Origin of the sequence: Embleya sp. NPDC020886 (assembly GCF_044333915.1) — a bacterium.
Taxonomy (GTDB): Bacteria; Actinomycetota; Actinomycetes; order Streptomycetales; family Streptomycetaceae; genus Embleya.
Genome location: NZ_JBIRRX010000018.1, coordinates 95,386 through 111,914, shown reverse-complemented (window position 1 = coordinate 111,914; position 16,529 = coordinate 95,386). Strand labels below are relative to the sequence as shown.

Sequence of the window (16,529 nt, the reverse complement as noted above, 5' to 3'; positions counted from 1 at the left end):
GCCCGTCCGGCGTTTGAGGACAACCCAAGCCTCGCGAGACGCACCCACACACGGGCGCACAACCCCCATCAGCCCGTCCGGCGTTTGAGGACAACCCAAGCCTCGCGAGACGAGCGCACGCGCAGCCCCGCAACCCCGCAACCCCCTCAGCCAGTCCGGCGCTTGAGGACACGCGAGGACACCCCCTACGAGGCTTGACGCCTCACGGGCGCGCCAACGGGCGCAACCGCAGCGACGTCCAGCGGCGCCAACTCCGGCCGCTTAGCGGTGATGTGGTCCCCGGACGACTGCCCCCGCAGCCGCCGCCCGATCCACGGCACCAGGTGCTCCCGCGCCCAATGCACGTTCTCCAGCCGCGCCGCACCCGCGGTGACCTCGACCTCCTCGGCCGGCCACGGCGCATCCGGGTCGCCCTCGGCGGCCAGCCCGAGCGCCCGCCCGACCTTGAGCGCCACCCGGTCGTGACCCTCCGGCGACAGGTGCAGCCGGTCCTCGCTCCACGCCCGCCGATCGTGCAGCGAGGTGAGCCCCCACATGTCCGCCACGGCACAGTCGTAGCGATCCGCGACCGCCCGCAACAGCTCGTTGTACGTGGCCACCTTGCCCCGGATCAGCTTGAGCACCGGCACCCAGCGCGTATCGAACCCGGTGAACACCACGACCCGCGCGCCCGCCGCCGTCAACGCGGCGACCGCCTCCTCGTACTCGGCGGCCAACTTGTCCGGATCGCTCCCGGGCCGCAGCACATCGTTGCCGCCCGCGCACAACGTCACCAGATCGGGCCGCGCCGCGATGGCCAGCGGCACCTGCTCCTCGACGATCTGGTGCAACAACTTCCCGCGCACGGCGAGATTCGCGTACCTCAACCCCGGCTGCTCGACCGCGAGCCGAGCCGCGAACCGATCGGCCCATCCGAGAAACTTCCCGTCCGGACCGGGATCGCCGACCCCTTCGGTGAAGCTGTCGCCGATGGCCACATAAGAGTTGATTCCGGACAGGTTCCCGTGTCGATTCACTAGCTCGGCCATGTCACCCGATGTTGGCATCGCTCACCTCGCCTACGCGACCGTAATAACCACCCGAACACACTCCGCCACCCACGGCAGCGCAGTGAACCGCAGCGCACCTCCACGCAGGGCGCGGGGCCACGTCCTTGGCCAAGAGCGACTCTCCGCCACGCATTCCCGATCGCCGCGAAATGCGACACAGTTCACCGACGCGTCACCGCCGCGACACCCGGCCCCGACCGTCGCGCAGTGACGCGGGCCACAGCCGCACCGCGCACCCACCCCCGCCGGCCACCCCTCGGCCAACCACCGTTCCCGGTCCACGAGTTGCCGCATTTCACCGTCCGCACCCGGCCGGGCGAGCAATGGGCGAGCGGGGTGATCGGGTCGAAAACGACGAAAGCCTCGCCGGAAAATCCGGCGAGGCTTTCGTGCTGTGTGGACCTGTGGGGATTTGAACCCCAGACCCCCTCGATGCGAACGAGGTGCGCTACCAGACTGCGCCACAGGCCCAACGAGGAGAAACATTACCACCTCGTCGAGGTGGGTCGTGCACGGGTATTCAGTCGTTGGCGGCCCGGCGCCACTCGTGTTCGTACAGGGGCAGCGAGTCCACCGAGGCGCCGTAGCCGGTGCGGGTGTCCTCGGCGTATTGGTCGAACAACGGGGTGGACGGGCGCGGTGCCTCGGCCGGGCCGGGGTCCGGGACGGCGTGGATCTGCGGGCGTTCCGGCTCGTGTTCGACGTCGCCGCGCGGAACCACCGGCGCGGTCACGTAGGTGGGCAGCGGGACCGGCACCGGGTCCCACGAGTCGCGGTCGTGCGCGCCGCCGCCGGTGGCCAGTTCGGCGATCCACTCGGCCAGCGCGGGCTCCTCCGCCTCCCGGTCGCGCCTGCCCCGGGGCGCGGCCGAGGGCGCGGCCCCCGAGGCGCTGCCCGGCCCGGACGAACCGGTCCCCGAGCGAGGTGCCGGCGGGGTCGCGGCGCGGGGCTCGGGCGGCGGCGCGTCGTGGCTCTCGCGGGCCTTGGTCCGCGGGCGCGCTTCGCCGCCCGACGCGGCGTCGGCCGCCGAGCCGGACTTGCCGGCCGCCGGGCGGCCCAGCCGACGCAGGCCCGCCTCGTAGCGCCGCCGCTCCTGTACGCGCAGATGCACGATGTAGGCGGACAACAGGACGCCGGGTACGGCCGGCAGCCACACCCAGGCGAGGCCGGCCACCCCGGCCAGGACCGCGCCGGCGGTGAAGGTGGCGAACAGGGTCGCGATGACCCGGCGGCGCCGGGTGAGCAGCGCGGCCCGCCCCTCGTCCCGGCGCACCGGGGCGGCGGGTCGCTTGGTCGTGCCGGACTTGGCGGCCTTGGCCGGTGTCGCCGGCCCCGCGGTCGCGGCCGGCTGCGACACCACCGGCTGCGGCGCGGCCGGTTGCGCCGCCGCGGCCTTGCCCGGGTGTTGCCGAGCGCGCGGCGGTTCGGCCGGGCCGCGTCGTTCGGGCGCGTCCGTGCCCTCCTCGGCGAGCGCCCGGGCGGAGCGGCGCTCGAAGGCGCCACGACGGGAGAGAATCCGGATCGCGGTGGTGAATCGCTCGGTCGGCCGGGCCTCGTTCAGCTCGTCCTGTCGGCGAAGCCACATGGGCACCAGATAGGCAGCCCAGGCCCCCACGATCGCTGCGTAGATCAGGCCGCTGCCGTTCACGCTTCACACGCTAAGCCGGATGGGCACCGCATCGTCGGATTAGGCACGGTGTGTCGCCCGATCCGCGGTGATGCCGATGTGACGAATGTGACTGCCGAGACGGCCGGGGCGAGCAAATCCACCGAACCGCCCGACACGGGCGAAACAACCGGGAAGCCCGACAGGACCGAATTCACCAGGAAGCCTGGCCCGGTCGAAACAACCAGGACCCCCGACCCGGTGGAAACAACCGGGACGCCCGGGACGCCCGGAGCCGATGTGGCTCCCGAGACCCCTCGGGCAGCCGTTCTCCCGGGGGCGCCGGGGTCTGCCGAGGTGACACCGCTCATATCTCCGGGAGAGTAGCGAAATCGCAAGATCGATGTGTCGATATGGCGGGATCGACCTCGAAGAGATTCCACTTACCAGGTGAAACCCCGGCTCTCCCGGTAGGCGCGCCACCGCATCAGCAGCCCCTCGGGGACCTCCTCGGCGTTCAACGCGTAGGCGAGATGGTCGCGCCAGTCGCCGTCGATGTGCAGATAGCGCGGGCGCAGACCCTCCTCGCGAAAGCCCAGCTTGTCCACCACCCGCCGGCTGGCCCGGTTCTCCGGTCGGATGCACACCTCCAGCCGGTGCACGCCGAGCCGGAAGAAGCAGTGATCGGCCGCGAGCGCGACCGCCGTCGGCATCACGCCCAGCCCGGCCACCCGTTCGTCCACCCAGTAGCCGACGTGCGCCGAGCACATCGACCCCCAGGTGATCCCGGCGACCGTGACCTGACCGACCAACTGCCCGTCGTACAGGACCACGAACGGCAACATCCGGCCCGCGCCCGCCTCGGCCCGCAGGAAGCGCACCATCTGGCGAAACGTCGGCCGCCGACCCGCCGCGGAGCCCGGCGGCACGGTCGCCTCCCAGCGGCGCAGCCACTCGCGATTGCGGGTGTGCACCTCCTGCCAGGCGACGGCGTCCCGGGCGCGGATCGGGCGCAGGGTGACCCGGCCCTCGGTGAGTTCCACCGGCCACCCGCGAGTCAGCGCGTGCCCCATGGCGGCTGCTGCGCCCCTCCGTAGCCCCCGCCGCCCTGGAACCCACCGCCCGCGCCGCCGCCCTGGTAGCCACCCCCGCCACCGAAGCCGCCCTGGTAGCCGCCGCCTCCGGGCGCGGGCTGCTGCCCACCGCCGCCGAAGCCGCCACCACCGCCGCCGCCGAACCCGCCGCCCTGCTGGTGGTCGCCGCCTTGGAGCTGGGACACCACGTGCGGCAACACCTTGGCCAGCACGTTGATGCCGTCCTGTGCGCCGCCGGGCGAGCCGGGCAGGTTGACGATCAGGCTGCGGTAGGTCCAGTGCGAGTCCTGGGTGATCGCGACGCCGGCGATGCCGCGCGACAGGATCGAGGTCGGCACCTTGTCGAAGTTCTCCATCCGGATCGCCTCGGCGATGCCCGGCACCTCGTAGCTGATCACCCGGCTGGTCATCTGCGGAGTCTGGTCGAACGGGTTGAGCCCGGTCCCCCCGGTGGTGATGATCACGTCGTAGTGGCCGGCCACCGCGTCCCGCAGCGCCTGGCCGACGGGCTCGCCGTCCGGCACGATCTGCGGGCCCCGCGTCTCGAAGCCCAGCGCCTGCAGCCCGCGCACGATCACCGGACCGCTCTCGTCCCCGTAGGTCCCGGCCGCCGCGCGCGTGGACACGGTGATCACCATGGCTCGCATCAGACTTGCCCTCCGTCCCGTTGTGTGGCCTCTGCCCCGGTGTCCCGTTGCCAGTCTCCGGAGGCGCCGCCCGTCTTGCGCTCGACCCGGACGTCGGTGATGACCGCGCCCGGGTCCACTGCCTTGATCATGTCCACGACCGTGAGCGCCGCGACGGAGACCGCGGTCAGCGCCTCCATCTCGACGCCGGTTCGGTCGGCGGTGCGCACGGTCGCGGTGATCGCCACCGCGTCGTCGTGCACGGTCAGGTCCACCGCGACGCCGTGCAGCGCGATCGGGTGACACAGCGGCACCAGGTCGGGCGTGCGCTTGGCCGCCATGATGCCCGCGATCCGGGCGGTGGCCAGTGCGTCACCCTTGGGCATGCCCTCGCCCCGGAGCAGTTCGACCACGCGGGGCGACACGAGCACCCGGCCCGAGGCGGTGCCCGTGCGGACCGAGATCTGCTTGGCCGTGACGTCCACCATGCGGGCCGCGCCGGCCTCGTCGAGGTGCGTGAGGTTCTTGGCGCCGCGCGTCAACTTTCCACCCCATACGGTGAGCCCCCCGTGCGGGTGGGCGTCGAAGTGCCTTGTGATCGAACTGCGGGTGTATCGGACTGTCGGGTGTATCGAACCGCCGGGTGTGTCGGACCACCACGTGTCGTGCTGGGGCAACGTTAGAGGCACAACCGGGCGGCCCGCATGCACGGGCCCGCCCGGACGAGGCTCGCGGCGCTCAGCCGAGCAGCATCACGGACACCTCGGCGCCCTCGGCGACCTCGGTGACGTCGGCGGGCAGGGTGATCAACGCGTTCGCCTTGGCCAGGCTGCCGAGCAGGTGGGAGCCGGTGCCGCCGACCGGGTCCACGGTGCCCTCGCCCACCCCCGCCACCGGCGGGGTGTACCAAGCCCGCAGGAACTGGCGCTTGCCCTCGGGGGACTTCAGCGCCGCCGAACAGGTGGCCCGCACGACCGGCCGCTCGGTGACCTCGGCGCCCTGCATCCGCAACAGCGCCGGACGCACGAACACCTCGAAGGACACGAACGCGCTGACCGGATTGCCGGGAAGGGTGAAGATCGGCGTCTCGTCCGGGCCGATCACGCCGAAGCCCTGCGGCATCCCCGGCTGCATCGCGACCTTGCCGAACTCGACCGTGCCCAGTTCGGAGAGCACCTCCTTGACCACGTCGTAGGCGCCCGCGCTCACCCCGCCCGTGGTGACCACCACGTCGGCCCGGATGAGCTGGTCCTCGATCGTGTCGATCAGGATCTTCGGGTCGTCCGGCACGTTGCCGACCCGGTACGCGATGGCGCCCGCCTCGCGTGCGGCGGCGGTGAGCATGTAGCTGTTCGAGTCGCGGATCTGGCCGGGGCCGATCGGCCGGCCCGGCTGGGTCAGCTCGCTGCCGGTGGACAGGATCACCACGCGCGGCTTGGGACGCACCCGGATGCGCTCGCGGCCGATCGCGGCGAGCAGGCCGACCTGCGCCGAGCCGATCGTGCTGCCCCCGTCCAGGACGGTCTGGCCGGCGGTGACGTCGCTGCCCCGGCGGCGGATGTACTGGCCGGCCTTCGGCGCCCTGGTGATCCGTACCGTGGGCATGCCCGCGTCGGTCCACTCGACCGGCACGATCGCCTCGGCGCCCTCCGGCAGCGGCGCGCCGGTCATGATCCGGGCACAGGTGCCGGAACCGATGGCGATCTTGGGGTCGTTGCCCGCGGCGATGTCGTCCACCACGTCGAGCACCACCGGATAACGCTCGCCCGCGTCGGCGACGTCGGCGAGCCGCACCGCGTATCCGTCCATCGACGAGTTGTCGAACGGCGGCAGGTCGCCGGTGGCGGCCACCTCGTCGACCAGGAGGCTGCCGTGCGCGTCGAGCAGTTGCAGTTCGAGGGGGGCCAGCGGTGCGATCCGCCCGAGGATCCCGGTCAGGTGGTCCTCGACGCTTTTCATGCTTGCATCTCCTCGTTCACGTACTGCCTCAGCCAGGCCCGGAACTCGGGTCCCAGATCATCACGCTCGCATGCCAGCTTCACGATGGCACGCAGATAGTCGGCCCGGTCGCCGGTGTCGTACCGGCGGCCGGAGAAGAGCACGCCGTGCACCGTGCCGCCCTCGTCCGGCCCCCGGCCCGCGAGCACTCGCAGGGCGTCGGTGAGCTGGATCTCGCCGCCTCGACCCGGCGGGGTGTGTTCGAGCACGTCGAAGACCGAGGGGTCGAGCAGGTAGCGGCCGATCACCGCGAAGTTGCTGGGCGCCAGGCCCGGTTCCGGCTTCTCCACCAGGTCGGTCACCCGCACCACGCCGGGCTCGGAGACGCCTTCGGCGAGCGGTTCGACCGCCGCGCAACCGTAGAGGTGAATCTGGGTCGGGTCGACCTCGATCAAGGCGACCACGCTGCCGCCGAGTTCGCGGCGCACCCGCAACATCGTGCTCAGCAGCGGATCGCGCGGGTCGATCAGGTCGTCGCCGAGCAGCACCGCGAACGGCTCGTCGCCCACGTGCGGGCGGGCGCAGGAGACCGCGTGGCCCAGGCCGCGCGGGTCGCCCTGGCGGACGTAGTGGATCGCGGCCAGTTCGCTCGACTCGCGGACCAGCTTGAGCCGATCCAGGTCGCCCTTGGCGGCCAGCGCGTGTTCGAGCTCGTAGGCACGGTCGAAGTGGTCCTCCAGCGGGCGTTTGTTGCGCCCGGTGACCATCAGCACGTCGGTCAACCCGGCCGCCACGGCCTCCTCGACCACGTACTGGATGGCCGGCGTGTCCACGACCGGCAACATCTCCTTGGGCGTCGCCTTGGTGGCCGGCAGGAAGCGGGTCCCCAGACCGGCTGCGGGTACGACGGCCTTCGTGATGTGGAACGAGCGGCGCGCAGGCATGCTCGCACACTAACGGGTGAGATCACCTGGGGTGCCCGGAAGCCCGGCGATCGGCCGGTTGTCGACGTGGGGTCTGCCTTCGGCCGGATCCGGGCCGCAGAATCGGTCGCCACCCGCCCGTTTGGCCCGGGCCAGTTCGCGGTCCGCGGCCCGCAACAGGGTCGTGGCGTGGGTGCCGTCCCCGGGCAGCACGGCCAGGCCGATCGCCATCGTCAACCGCACCGGGTCGGCCGTCGCGCCGAACGTGCCGCGCCGCACCGCGTAGCACAGCCGTTCGGCGACCTTGGCCGCCCCGGCCGCGTCGGTCTCGGGCAGCAGGATCACGAACTCCTCACCGCCGTAGCGGGCGATCGTGTCCACCTGGCGGATCTCCAGCGCCAGCCGCTGGGCGACCTCGCGCAACACCGCGCTCGCGCCCTGGTGGCCGTGCCGCTCGTTGACGTCGCGAAAATGGTCGAGGTCGAGTATGAGCAACCCGAGCGGCCGGCCGAACCGGGACGCGCGCATCACCTCGCGGTCCAGCACGAGTTGCAGGTAGCGGTAGTTCCACACGCCGGTCAGCGGATCGGTCACCGACAGCCGCTCCAGTTCGGCGCGGCTGAGTTCCAGCCGGGTGACCTCGTGGCGCAGTTCGGGCAGCTCGTTGCCGGCGATCGCGCGCAACCGGCGCACGGCGACCGCCAGCGAGCCGACCGCGACCGAGAGCGCGCCGACGAGCAGGATGATCAGGAGACGTTCGAAAGTCAGGCCCATGCGGGGTCCGGGTCAGGTGCGGTGGCGCGAACTGTGTCGATTGCGCGGACTCCTTCGATAACCCGTCCAAACACGTCATTCAGGGAACAGCATGAAGGACATCCTCAACGACAAGGCCACGCTGAGGTCACAGTTGATGCACTCACGGTCACACGTAGGGTCGGACCGGCGTGTCGCGGCGAGTCGCGCGCTCCGGGACGCGCTCCTCGCGCTCCCCGAGGTGGCCGCCGCCACGACCGTGGCGGCGTATGTGCCGGTGGGCTCGGAGCCGGGCGGGCGGGATCTGGCCGAGGACCTCGCCGCCGGGTCGACGCGGCGGGTGCTGCTGCCGGTGCTGTTGTCGGACAACGACCTGGACTGGGCGCTCTACCAGGGGCCCGCCTCGCTGGTGCCGGCCGGCCGGGGACTGCGCGAGCCGATCGGGCCCAGGCTGGGCGTCGAGGGGGTGCGGACGGCGGACGTGCTCGTGGTGCCGGGGCTCGCGGTGGATCGCCGGGGGCTGCGGCTCGGGCGCGGCGGCGGGTCCTACGACCGGGCGCTGGCCCGGGTGCCGGCCTCGGCCGTGACGGTGGTGCTGCTCTACGACGACGAGGTGCTCGACCGGGTGCCGGCCGAGCCGCACGACGTGCCGGTGGACATCGCGGTGACGCCCGCGGCGGTGTACCGGTTCACCCGGTAGCACCGCCGCGGGCCGCCGTCACGGGCCGGCCGGGGCGGGTGCGGCCGGTACGGCCGGGCCGCCGGGCTCCAGGGTCAGCCGGTGTTTGGCCGCCTTGTCCACCGCCGCAGGGGTGTACGCCCAGGGCAGCGTCTTGCCCTGGCGCCACAGGTCGGTCTGGTCGGTGTAGTTGTCGTGCCAGACGTGTCCGGACGCGCCGGTGAGGTTGATCCAGCGGGACGCGTCCGGATCGGACAGGTCCACCACCATCCGCATCGACGGCACGGTGGTCACCTCGTAGCCCTGCGCGACGTTCCACCCGGTCGCGTCGACCAGGCCCTCGCCGCCGCCCATTTGGTACGGGCCGCGGTTGAGCATGTACTTGACCACGCCCGGCCCCTCGGTGCCCAGCGTCTGGTTGCGCAGCGTCAGCGTGTGCAGCCGACCCCACGACCAGGTGTCGATGTCCTTGCCGAGCCGGGCGGTGAGGTCCTTCTTGGCCTCGGTCATCGCCTTGTGCAGCAGACCGTCGCGGGTGGTGATCGAACCCGGGTTCTTGGAGATGTTCCACCACGGGCTCTCCGGGGCGGCCAGCAGCGTGCGGGCCACCTCGTTCCACCGGTCGCCACCGTCGGGCTGCGCGGTCGAGTCGTCCCGATCGCCGCACTGCACGTGGTTGTTCGTCGGGTTGCTCGCGCAGTCGTTGTCGGCCCGGACCGAGAACGGCATCTTGTCGCCGAAGGCGAGCATCAGCACCTGGCGCCACACCGCGTTGAAGTACGCGGCCGACTTGGAGTCCGCCTCGTTGCGCATGTCCCAATTGCGAAGCAGGTCCTGCGCCTCGCGCACCCACGGATCGTCGATGCGGACCGCGAGCAGGTAGGGCACCAGGAACTGCGCGACCGGATTGAGGTCGTCGGCCTGCATCTTCTGCATCATCGCCGCGTCGATCTTGCCCGGCGCCTTGACGATCATCTCCTCGATCCGCCGACTGCGGGCGCCGTAGCCCCAGTCCGAGGTCAGCAGGTACGGGTACGCCGGCGAGGTGACCGCGTTGTTGGCGGTGACGATGTAGCCCTCCGGCGGGTCGTACACGTTCGGCAGCGAGTCGAACGGGATGGTGCCCGCCCAGTCGTACTTGGCGTCCCACCCGTACACCGGCCAGCGGCCGTCACCGGTACGACGCACCGGGATCTTGCCGGGCGCCTGGTAGCCGATGTGCCCCTCGACGTCCGCGTAGATCGCGTTCTGCGACGGCGCGTCGAAGTTCTTCAGCGCGGCCCGGAAGTCGTTCCAGTTCTGCGCCTTGTTCAGTTGGAAGAGCGCGTCCATCGAGGTGCCCGGATCCAGCGCGGTCCAGCGCAGCGCGACCGCGAAGCCCTCCTCGCGCTGGGGGCTCGGGTCCGGGATCGGCGCGTCCTTGCCGACGTCCTGCAACTCGTCGGACACGTCCGAGACATCGGACAGGATCGGTCCGTGCCGGGTGGTGCGCACGGTGAGGTGGCGATCGCCGCCGCCGGCCACCTTGATCGTCTCCTGGCGGACCTCGGTGAACGGCTCGTACTTGTTGTTGTAGAGAACGCCGTCGCCCTGGACCTTCTCCAGGTAGAGATCGGTCACGTCGGCGCCGAGGTTGGTGAAGCCCCACGAGATCTTCTGGTTGTGGCCGATGACCACGCCCGGCATGCCGGAGAAGGTGAAGCCGGAGACGTTGTACTGGCACTGCGGCCCGACCGTGCGGCAGTGCAGGCCCATCTGGTACCAGACCGAGGGCAACGACGGGGACAGGTGCGGGTCGTTGGCCAGCAGCGGCTTGCCGGTGCTGGTGCGACTGCCCGCCACCACCCACGAGTTGGAGCCGACGCCGGAGGACTTCTCGCTGAACAGCGAGGGCAGCTTGGCCAGCGACTCGGACAGCCCGGCGAGCACGTTCTGCGCACTCTTGGAGGGCACCGCGGGCGGCGCGTCCTGGACGAAACGCTCGGTCTTGCCGTCCCGGGCGTCCTTGACGATCGCTCCGTCGCGCACGATCGGCTTGTTCGCCTCGTACGGATACGGCGGGTAGAGCTCGTCGATCTGGTTGACCGTCAACTTGTCGGACAACAACGCCCGGTCGATCTCGTCCTGCATGTTGGTCCGCAGGTCCCAGGCCATCGCCTTGAGCCAGGCGACCGAGTCGACCGGCGTCCACGGCTCGGCCTTGTAGCCGTCGTGCACGACGCCCAGCAGCGCGTACTCGAACGACGCGTCGGCGCCCTTGTGGTCCTTGAGGTAGGCGTTGACCCCCTCGGCGTACGCCTGAAGGAACTTCTGCGACTCCGGCGGCAGCGCCGCGTACTCCTGCTCGGCCACCTTGCGCCAGCCCAGCGTGCGCAGGAACTTGTCGTTCTCCACCTGCCCGGAGCCGAACATCTCGGACAGCCGACCCGAGGTCATGTGCCGGCGTACGTCCATCTCCCAGAACCGGTCCTGGGCGTGTACGTAGCCCTGCCCCCGGAAGAGGTCCTCGGACGTGTCGGCGTACACCTGCGGGATGCCCGCGGCGTCGCGGACCACGTCCACCTTGCCGGTCAGCCCCGGGACCCGGACCGTGCCGGAGGTCTGCGGGAACGAGTCGCGCGACAACTGCCAGCCCCACCAGCCGAGTCCGCCGATCGCGATGGCCAACACCACGACCAGGACGATCAGCGTCAACCGGAAACGGCGCCACGCCTTGGACGGCCCCTTGGGGGTCGTGGGTCGTTCCTTGACCTTGGCGGTGGCGCCGGGCACGGTCGGCTCGGCCGCGGCGGCGGGCTCCGCGGCGGGTGCGGGGGCGGGTGCGGGTACGGCCGCGGGTGCGGGATCGCGTTCGACCCGCGGCGGCTCGGCGGCGCGGGCCGCGGGCGGTGCGGCGGGCGCGGGGATGGCGACGGGAGCGGGCGGCTCCGCGTACGGCTCGGGGGGTGTGTAGGGCTCCTGGGCGGTGTAGGACTCCTGTGGTGCGTACGGTCCTTGCGCGGCATACGGCTCTTGCGGCGCGTACGGCTCGGGTTCGCCGTACGGCTCGGGCGCGGCCCGGCGCTCGCGCTCCGCGCGCTCTTCCGCGCGCCGCTGGGCCGCGACCGGATCCGCCGCGGCCCACTGCGATGTGGGCCACTCGCCCGTGGGCCAGTCGTCCCACCCGGAGGATGAGGCGTCCTGGCCACCGGGGGGCTGCTCCGGGTCGGGCGTCTTCGAGGGAGGCATCAAGGTCCTTATGCGGTCGGTGCGGCAAGAGACACCTTAAAAGCCGAGCGTCGTCGGCATCACAGCCACGGGTACGAGACGGGACCCCTCTGGGGTATGGATCCTTCGCTTTGGTAAAATATTTGCCAGGCGTAGGTAATTCATCGCCGGTTCGCCGGCGCGGCAGGGCCCCCCTTCCCACGGCCCGCTGGTTGCCTGCGCATCGCGGCGTCGCCGGCTCTGCCCGTCGTCGCCTGCCTTCATGTTCTGCACTCCGTGCGGCCGCCTGGGGGGTGGCCGGACCGACGACCGCCGGAGGTGACACACGTGTCCGTGTCCGAGCTCAACCAGGTCCTGCTCCTGGGTGCCATCGTCATGTTGTCCGCCGTCATAGCGGTACGCCTGGCGACCAGAACCGGACTGCCGAGCCTGTTGCTCTACCTGGGACTCGGGATCCTGATCGGGGCCGACGGCCTCGGCATAGGTTTCGACAACGCCGAGCTGACCCAGACGCTCGGCTACGCCGCGCTGATAGTAATCCTCGCCGAGGGCGGGATAGCGACCAGTTGGAAGGAGATCAAGCCGTCGGTGCCGGCGGCCGCGGTGTTGTCCACCGCGGGAGTCGGAGTGAGCGTCGCGGTCACCGCGTTCGCGACCCGGATCGTGCTGGACGTGGACTGGTCGACCGCGATCCTGATGGGCGCGATCGTCTCCTCCACGGACGCCGCCGCGGTGTTCTCGGTTCTGCGCAAGTTGCCGCTGCCGCATCGACTGACCGGCCTGCTGGAGGCCGAGTCCGGGTTCAACGACGCTCCCGTGGTGATCCTGGTGGTCACCTTCGCCCACGTGGGTCACATCGAGGCGTGGTACGTCATCGTCGGCGAGATCGGCATGGAGTTGGTCATCGGTGTGGCCGTCGGCCTCGCGGTGGGCAAGCTCGGCGCGCTCGGCCTGCGTCACGTCGCGCTGCCGGCGTCCGGCCTGTACCCGATCGCGGTGATGGCACTGTGCGTACTCGCCTACTCCGGCGGTGCGCTGGCCCACGGCAGTGGCTTCCTCGCGGTCTACCTGACCGCGCTCGTGCTGGGCAACTCGCAACTCCCGCACGGCCCGGCCACCCGCGGCTTCGCCGAGGGGCTCGGCTGGATCGCGCAGATCGGTCTGTTCGTCCTGCTGGGACTGCTGGTCACCCCGCACGAGTTGGCCGGCGCGATCGTCCCGGCACTGGTGATCGGCACCATCCTGTTGCTGGTCGCCCGGCCGTTGTCGGTGCTGATGACCACGACACCGTTCCGCATACCGTGGCGCGAACAACTGATCCTGTCCTGGGCGGGGCTGCGTGGCGCGGTGCCGATCGTGCTCGCGACCATCCCCATCGTCAAGGACGTCCCGGACGCCCAGCGGCTGTTCAACATCACCTTCGTACTGGTGGTGGTCTTCACCCTGGTCCAGGGGCCGACACTGCCGTGGATAGCGCGCAAGGCCGGCTTCGCGGGCGAGCACGAGCCCACCGACCTGGGCGTGGAGTCCGCGCCCCTGGAGAAGTTGCAGGGTCACCTGCTGTCGGTCAGCGTGCCGACGGGCTCGCGCATGCACGGCGTCGAGGTCGGCGAGCTGCGGCTGCCGCGCGGGGCCGCGGTCACCCTGATCGTGCGCGACGACGAGAGCTTCGTACCCGAGCCGACCACCGTGCTCCAACGCGGCGACGACCTGCTCGTGGTGGCCACCGACACCGTGCGTGACGACGCCGAGGATCGTCTGCGCGCGGTCAGCCGGGGCGGCAAGCTGGCCGGTTGGTTCGGAGTCAAAGGTGACACGTGAGGTATAATTCGGTGGATTGCCGTCGGGGCGCTCACGAGCGCCCCGATCGCCGATTCCCTCCACACACCGACTCTGCCTGACGCAGGGCTGGCGTCGTGACCGCACGGCGGCCGAAGCACGGCTTCGGTATCTACCCCGGTGGACGCTTTCGAGGACAGCTCTCGGCGCACCGGGGTTTCCCTTGTGCGTCACCAGGTGGCAGGAAGCGATATCCACGATGCCCACGCATCGGAACGCCGCACCCGTTCGCGGGGAGCGGTGCGCATGATCTCCACGTACTCCTCGCTGTTGCGGACCCCGTCCGCGTGGCGATTTCTGGCACCCGCGCTCGTCGCGCGGCTGCCCTACGCGATGCTCGGCCTGGGCATCGTGCTGTTGGTCAAACACACGACCGGTTCGTACGGCACGGCCGGCGCGGTCTCCGCCGCCGCGGCCGTCGCGCTCGCCTTCGTCGGCCCGCAGACCGGTCGGCTCGCCGACCGCTTCGGCCAGGCGGCCGTGGTGGTCCCCGGGGCACTGCTGCACGGCGCGGCGGTGTCCGCGCTGATCGTGGCGGCGCTCGCCAACGCGCCGCTGTGGTTGTTGTTCACCACCGCGGTGCTCTCCGGCGCGACGGTGCCGCAGATCGGCTCCATGGTGCGGGCCCGCTGGGCCGCGCACCTGGAGCGGTCGCCGCTGTTGCCGACCGCGTTCGCGTTCGAGTCGGTGACCGACGAGTTCACCTTCGTGGTGGGCCCGGTGGCGGCCACCTTCCTGGCCACCGGGGTGCACCCGGCCGCCGGGCTGATCGTCGAGGCCGCGCTGACCGTGGTCGGCTCGCTGTTGTTCGCACTGCAACGCGGCACCGCGCCGCGCCGGGTGGTCCGGGCGGTCGGCGACGCCCCGCGGGCGTCCGCGCTGCGGATCGGCGGCGTCCGGCTGCTGGTGGTGGCGTTCGTGTGCATCGGCGGCGTTTTCGGGACGGTGCAGGTATCGGTCACCGCGTTCGCCGAGGAGGCCGGCAGGCCCGGCCTGGCGGGCGCGCTGTACGCGGTCTTCGCGGGTGGCAGCCTGATCGCCGGTGCGGTCTACGGCGCGATCGCCTGGCGGCGGTCGGCGCACCGTCGCATGCTCGTGACGTTCGCGCTGCTGGCCCTGGGCACCGCACCGCTGTGGGCCATCCCCAGCGTGGGAATCATGGTGCCCGTCGCGTTGCTGTGCGGACTGGCGATCGCACCGACGCTCATCACCGGCTTCACCCTCGTCGACACACTGGTCCCGGCCGAGGCCAAGACCGAGGCGTTCACGTGGCTGACCGGCGCGATCGGCCTGGGCCTCGCACTCGGTTCGACCTTCTCCGGAATGCTCACCGACGCGCACGGCTCGGGCGCCGGATTCGCGCTCACCCTGGCGGCGGCCGGCATCGGCTTCCTGGTGGTGCTGACCGGGCAGCGACTGCTGCGACCGAGCGTGAATGTGACACCCATTACACCGTTGACCGCGACCGTGGTGGACGGATCTCCGGTGAATGCTGCACCATTGGCACTCGACAGGTGAGAGTGCCAGTACCCCGCTGACCTGTCTGTCGAAGGAGGACCAGACCGTGCCGACGTACCAGTACCAGTGCACCGCCTGTGGCGAGGGCCTTGAGGCCGTCCAGAAGTTCACGGACGACGCGCTGACCGAGTGCCCCGCCTGCCAGGGCAGGCTGCGCAAGGTCTTCTCGGCGGTGGGCGTGGTGTTCAAGGGCTCCGGCTTCTACCGCACCGACAGCCGAGGTTCGAGCACGTCCTCGACCCCGGCGGCGGCGTCGACCGGCTCTTCCTCGTCTTCGTCGTCCTCGGACGGCTCCTCGTCCTCGGGTTCGTCGTCCTCGTCGGGTTCGTCCTCGTCGGGTTCCTCGTCCTCGTCGTCCTCCTCCTCGTCGTCCGGTTCGTCCGGTACGACGTCGACGGCGGCCTGAGCGATGGCGACCGGCGTGCTGCCGGCGGGAGTGGCTCCGGCCGAGATCGGCGTGATCGGCGGCTCCGGGTTCTACGCGTTCCTGGACGACGTCGTCGAGGTACGCGTGGACACGCCGTACGGCGCGCCCAGTGACGCCCTGTTCCTGGGCGAGGTGGCCGGCCGTCGGGTCGCCTTCCTGCCCCGGCACGGCCGCGACCACTCGATTCCGCCGCACCGGATCAACTACCGCGCCAACCTGTGGGCGCTGCGCGCCGTCGGGGTGATCCAGGTGCTCGCGCCGTGCGCGACCGGCGGCCTGCAGATCGAACTCGGTCCGGGCACGCTCGTGGTCCCGGACCAGTTGATCGACCGCACCACGGGCCGGACCCAGACCTTCTTCGACGGGCTGCCGCTCGCCGACGGAACGCTGCCGCCGGTCGTGCACACCACGTTCGCCGACCCGTACTGCGCGGACGGCCGCGCGGTGGTCGCCGCCCGGGCGCGCACCTCGGGCTGGGAGCCGGTGGACGGCGGCACCCTCGTGGTGATCGACGGGCCGCGCTTCTCCACCCGCGCCGAGTCCAAGTGGTACGCGGGCCAGGGCTGGTCGATCATCGGCATGACCGGCCACCCCGAGGCCGTGCTCGCCCGCGAACTCGGGCTCTGCTGCACCGCCATCGCCCTGGTCACCGACCTGGACGCGGGCGTCGAGGCGGGCGAGGGGGTCACCCACGCCGAGGTGATGGAGGTCTTCGCGGCCAACGTCGACCGGCTGCGCACGCTGCTGTTCGACGTGGTCGCGGCGCTGCCGAAGACGCGCTCGTGTGCGTGTGGCACGGCGGAGGTCGAGCGACCGGCCTAGCGTCGTCCGGCCTTCGTTCGTCGTGAAGGCCGTATTCGTGGCGAAGGC

Annotated in this window: 14 protein-coding genes and 1 tRNA gene; 5 read left to right on the top strand and 10 right to left on the bottom strand. The window is 71.3% G+C overall.

Features of this window, described 5'->3' with window-relative positions; all coding sequences use genetic code 11:
* Positions 1-185 precede the first annotated feature (185 nt).
* The 9 genes from ACH4U8_RS39560 to ACH4U8_RS39520 form a co-directional block, all read right to left on the bottom strand.
* A complete protein-coding gene (locus ACH4U8_RS39560) occupies positions 186-1,028 on the bottom strand; it encodes an SGNH/GDSL hydrolase family protein (RefSeq protein ID WP_395782950.1) in 843 nt (280 codons plus the stop codon).
* A 418-nt stretch (positions 1,029-1,446) separates the two neighbouring features.
* A tRNA-Ala gene (locus tag ACH4U8_RS39555) sits at positions 1,447-1,520 on the bottom strand.
* A 49-nt stretch (positions 1,521-1,569) separates the two neighbouring features.
* The gene (locus ACH4U8_RS39550) at positions 1,570-2,697 is read right to left on the bottom strand and encodes a hypothetical protein (protein WP_395782948.1); all 1,128 of its coding nucleotides are present in this window, start codon (positions 2,695-2,697) and stop codon (positions 1,570-1,572) included.
* Positions 2,698-3,098: 401 nt separating this feature from the next.
* Positions 3,099-3,728, bottom strand: coding sequence for a GNAT family protein (locus ACH4U8_RS39545; protein WP_360324433.1), 630 nt, complete (start codon positions 3,726-3,728; stop codon positions 3,099-3,101).
* Positions 3,713-4,387: a MogA/MoaB family molybdenum cofactor biosynthesis protein gene (locus ACH4U8_RS39540; protein ID WP_360324431.1), complete on the bottom strand. Its 675-nt coding sequence runs from the start codon at positions 4,385-4,387 to the stop codon at positions 3,713-3,715. The genes ACH4U8_RS39545 and ACH4U8_RS39540 overlap by 16 nt, the downstream gene beginning before the upstream one ends.
* A gap of 8 nt (positions 4,388-4,395) precedes the next feature.
* Entirely contained in the window at positions 4,396-4,863 is a 468-nt protein-coding gene (moaC, locus tag ACH4U8_RS39535; protein WP_360324441.1) for a cyclic pyranopterin monophosphate synthase MoaC, read from the bottom strand.
* A gap of 250 nt (positions 4,864-5,113) precedes the next feature.
* Positions 5,114-6,334: a gephyrin-like molybdotransferase Glp gene (glp, locus tag ACH4U8_RS39530; protein WP_395782946.1), complete on the bottom strand. Its 1,221-nt coding sequence runs from the start codon at positions 6,332-6,334 to the stop codon at positions 5,114-5,116.
* Positions 6,331-7,257 carry a UTP--glucose-1-phosphate uridylyltransferase gene (locus tag ACH4U8_RS39525; RefSeq protein ID WP_360324427.1) on the bottom strand — a complete coding sequence of 309 codons (927 nt, stop codon included), beginning with the start codon at positions 7,255-7,257 and terminating at the stop codon, positions 6,331-6,333. Before ACH4U8_RS39525 ends, glp begins: the two co-directional genes overlap by 4 nt.
* 9 nt (positions 7,258-7,266) lie before the next feature.
* Positions 7,267-8,010 (bottom strand): GGDEF domain-containing protein, encoded by a 744-nt coding sequence (locus ACH4U8_RS39520; protein ID WP_395782944.1) that lies wholly within the window; start codon positions 8,008-8,010, stop codon positions 7,267-7,269.
* Between the two features lie 91 nt (positions 8,011-8,101).
* Here ACH4U8_RS39520 and ACH4U8_RS39515 point away from each other — a divergent pair, with 91 nt between their 5' ends.
* Positions 8,102-8,689, top strand: coding sequence for a 5-formyltetrahydrofolate cyclo-ligase (locus ACH4U8_RS39515; protein ID WP_360324423.1), 588 nt, complete (start codon positions 8,102-8,104; stop codon positions 8,687-8,689).
* 18 nt (positions 8,690-8,707) lie between these two features.
* Here the strand turns inward: ACH4U8_RS39515 and ACH4U8_RS39510 are convergent, their stop codons facing one another.
* Positions 8,708-11,896 (bottom strand): penicillin acylase family protein, encoded by a 3,189-nt coding sequence (locus ACH4U8_RS39510; RefSeq protein WP_395782942.1) that lies wholly within the window; start codon positions 11,894-11,896, stop codon positions 8,708-8,710.
* A gap of 297 nt (positions 11,897-12,193) precedes the next feature.
* On the opposite strand from ACH4U8_RS39510, the gene ACH4U8_RS39505 reads away from it, so the two are divergent.
* From ACH4U8_RS39505 to ACH4U8_RS39490, 4 genes are all read left to right on the top strand, one after another.
* Positions 12,194-13,696, top strand: coding sequence for a potassium/proton antiporter (locus tag ACH4U8_RS39505; RefSeq protein WP_395782940.1), 1,503 nt, complete (start codon positions 12,194-12,196; stop codon positions 13,694-13,696).
* Between the two features lie 138 nt (positions 13,697-13,834).
* Positions 13,835-15,232, top strand: coding sequence for an MFS transporter (locus ACH4U8_RS39500; protein ID WP_395782938.1), 1,398 nt, complete (start codon positions 13,835-13,837; stop codon positions 15,230-15,232).
* A gap of 46 nt (positions 15,233-15,278) precedes the next feature.
* The gene (locus ACH4U8_RS39495) at positions 15,279-15,638 is read left to right on the top strand and encodes an FmdB family zinc ribbon protein (protein ID WP_395782936.1); all 360 of its coding nucleotides are present in this window, start codon (positions 15,279-15,281) and stop codon (positions 15,636-15,638) included.
* A 3-nt stretch (positions 15,639-15,641) separates the two neighbouring features.
* Positions 15,642-16,481, top strand: a complete 840-nt coding sequence (locus ACH4U8_RS39490; protein WP_395782934.1) for an S-methyl-5'-thioadenosine phosphorylase — start codon at positions 15,642-15,644, stop codon at positions 16,479-16,481.
* The last annotated feature ends 48 nt before the right edge of the window (positions 16,482-16,529 follow it).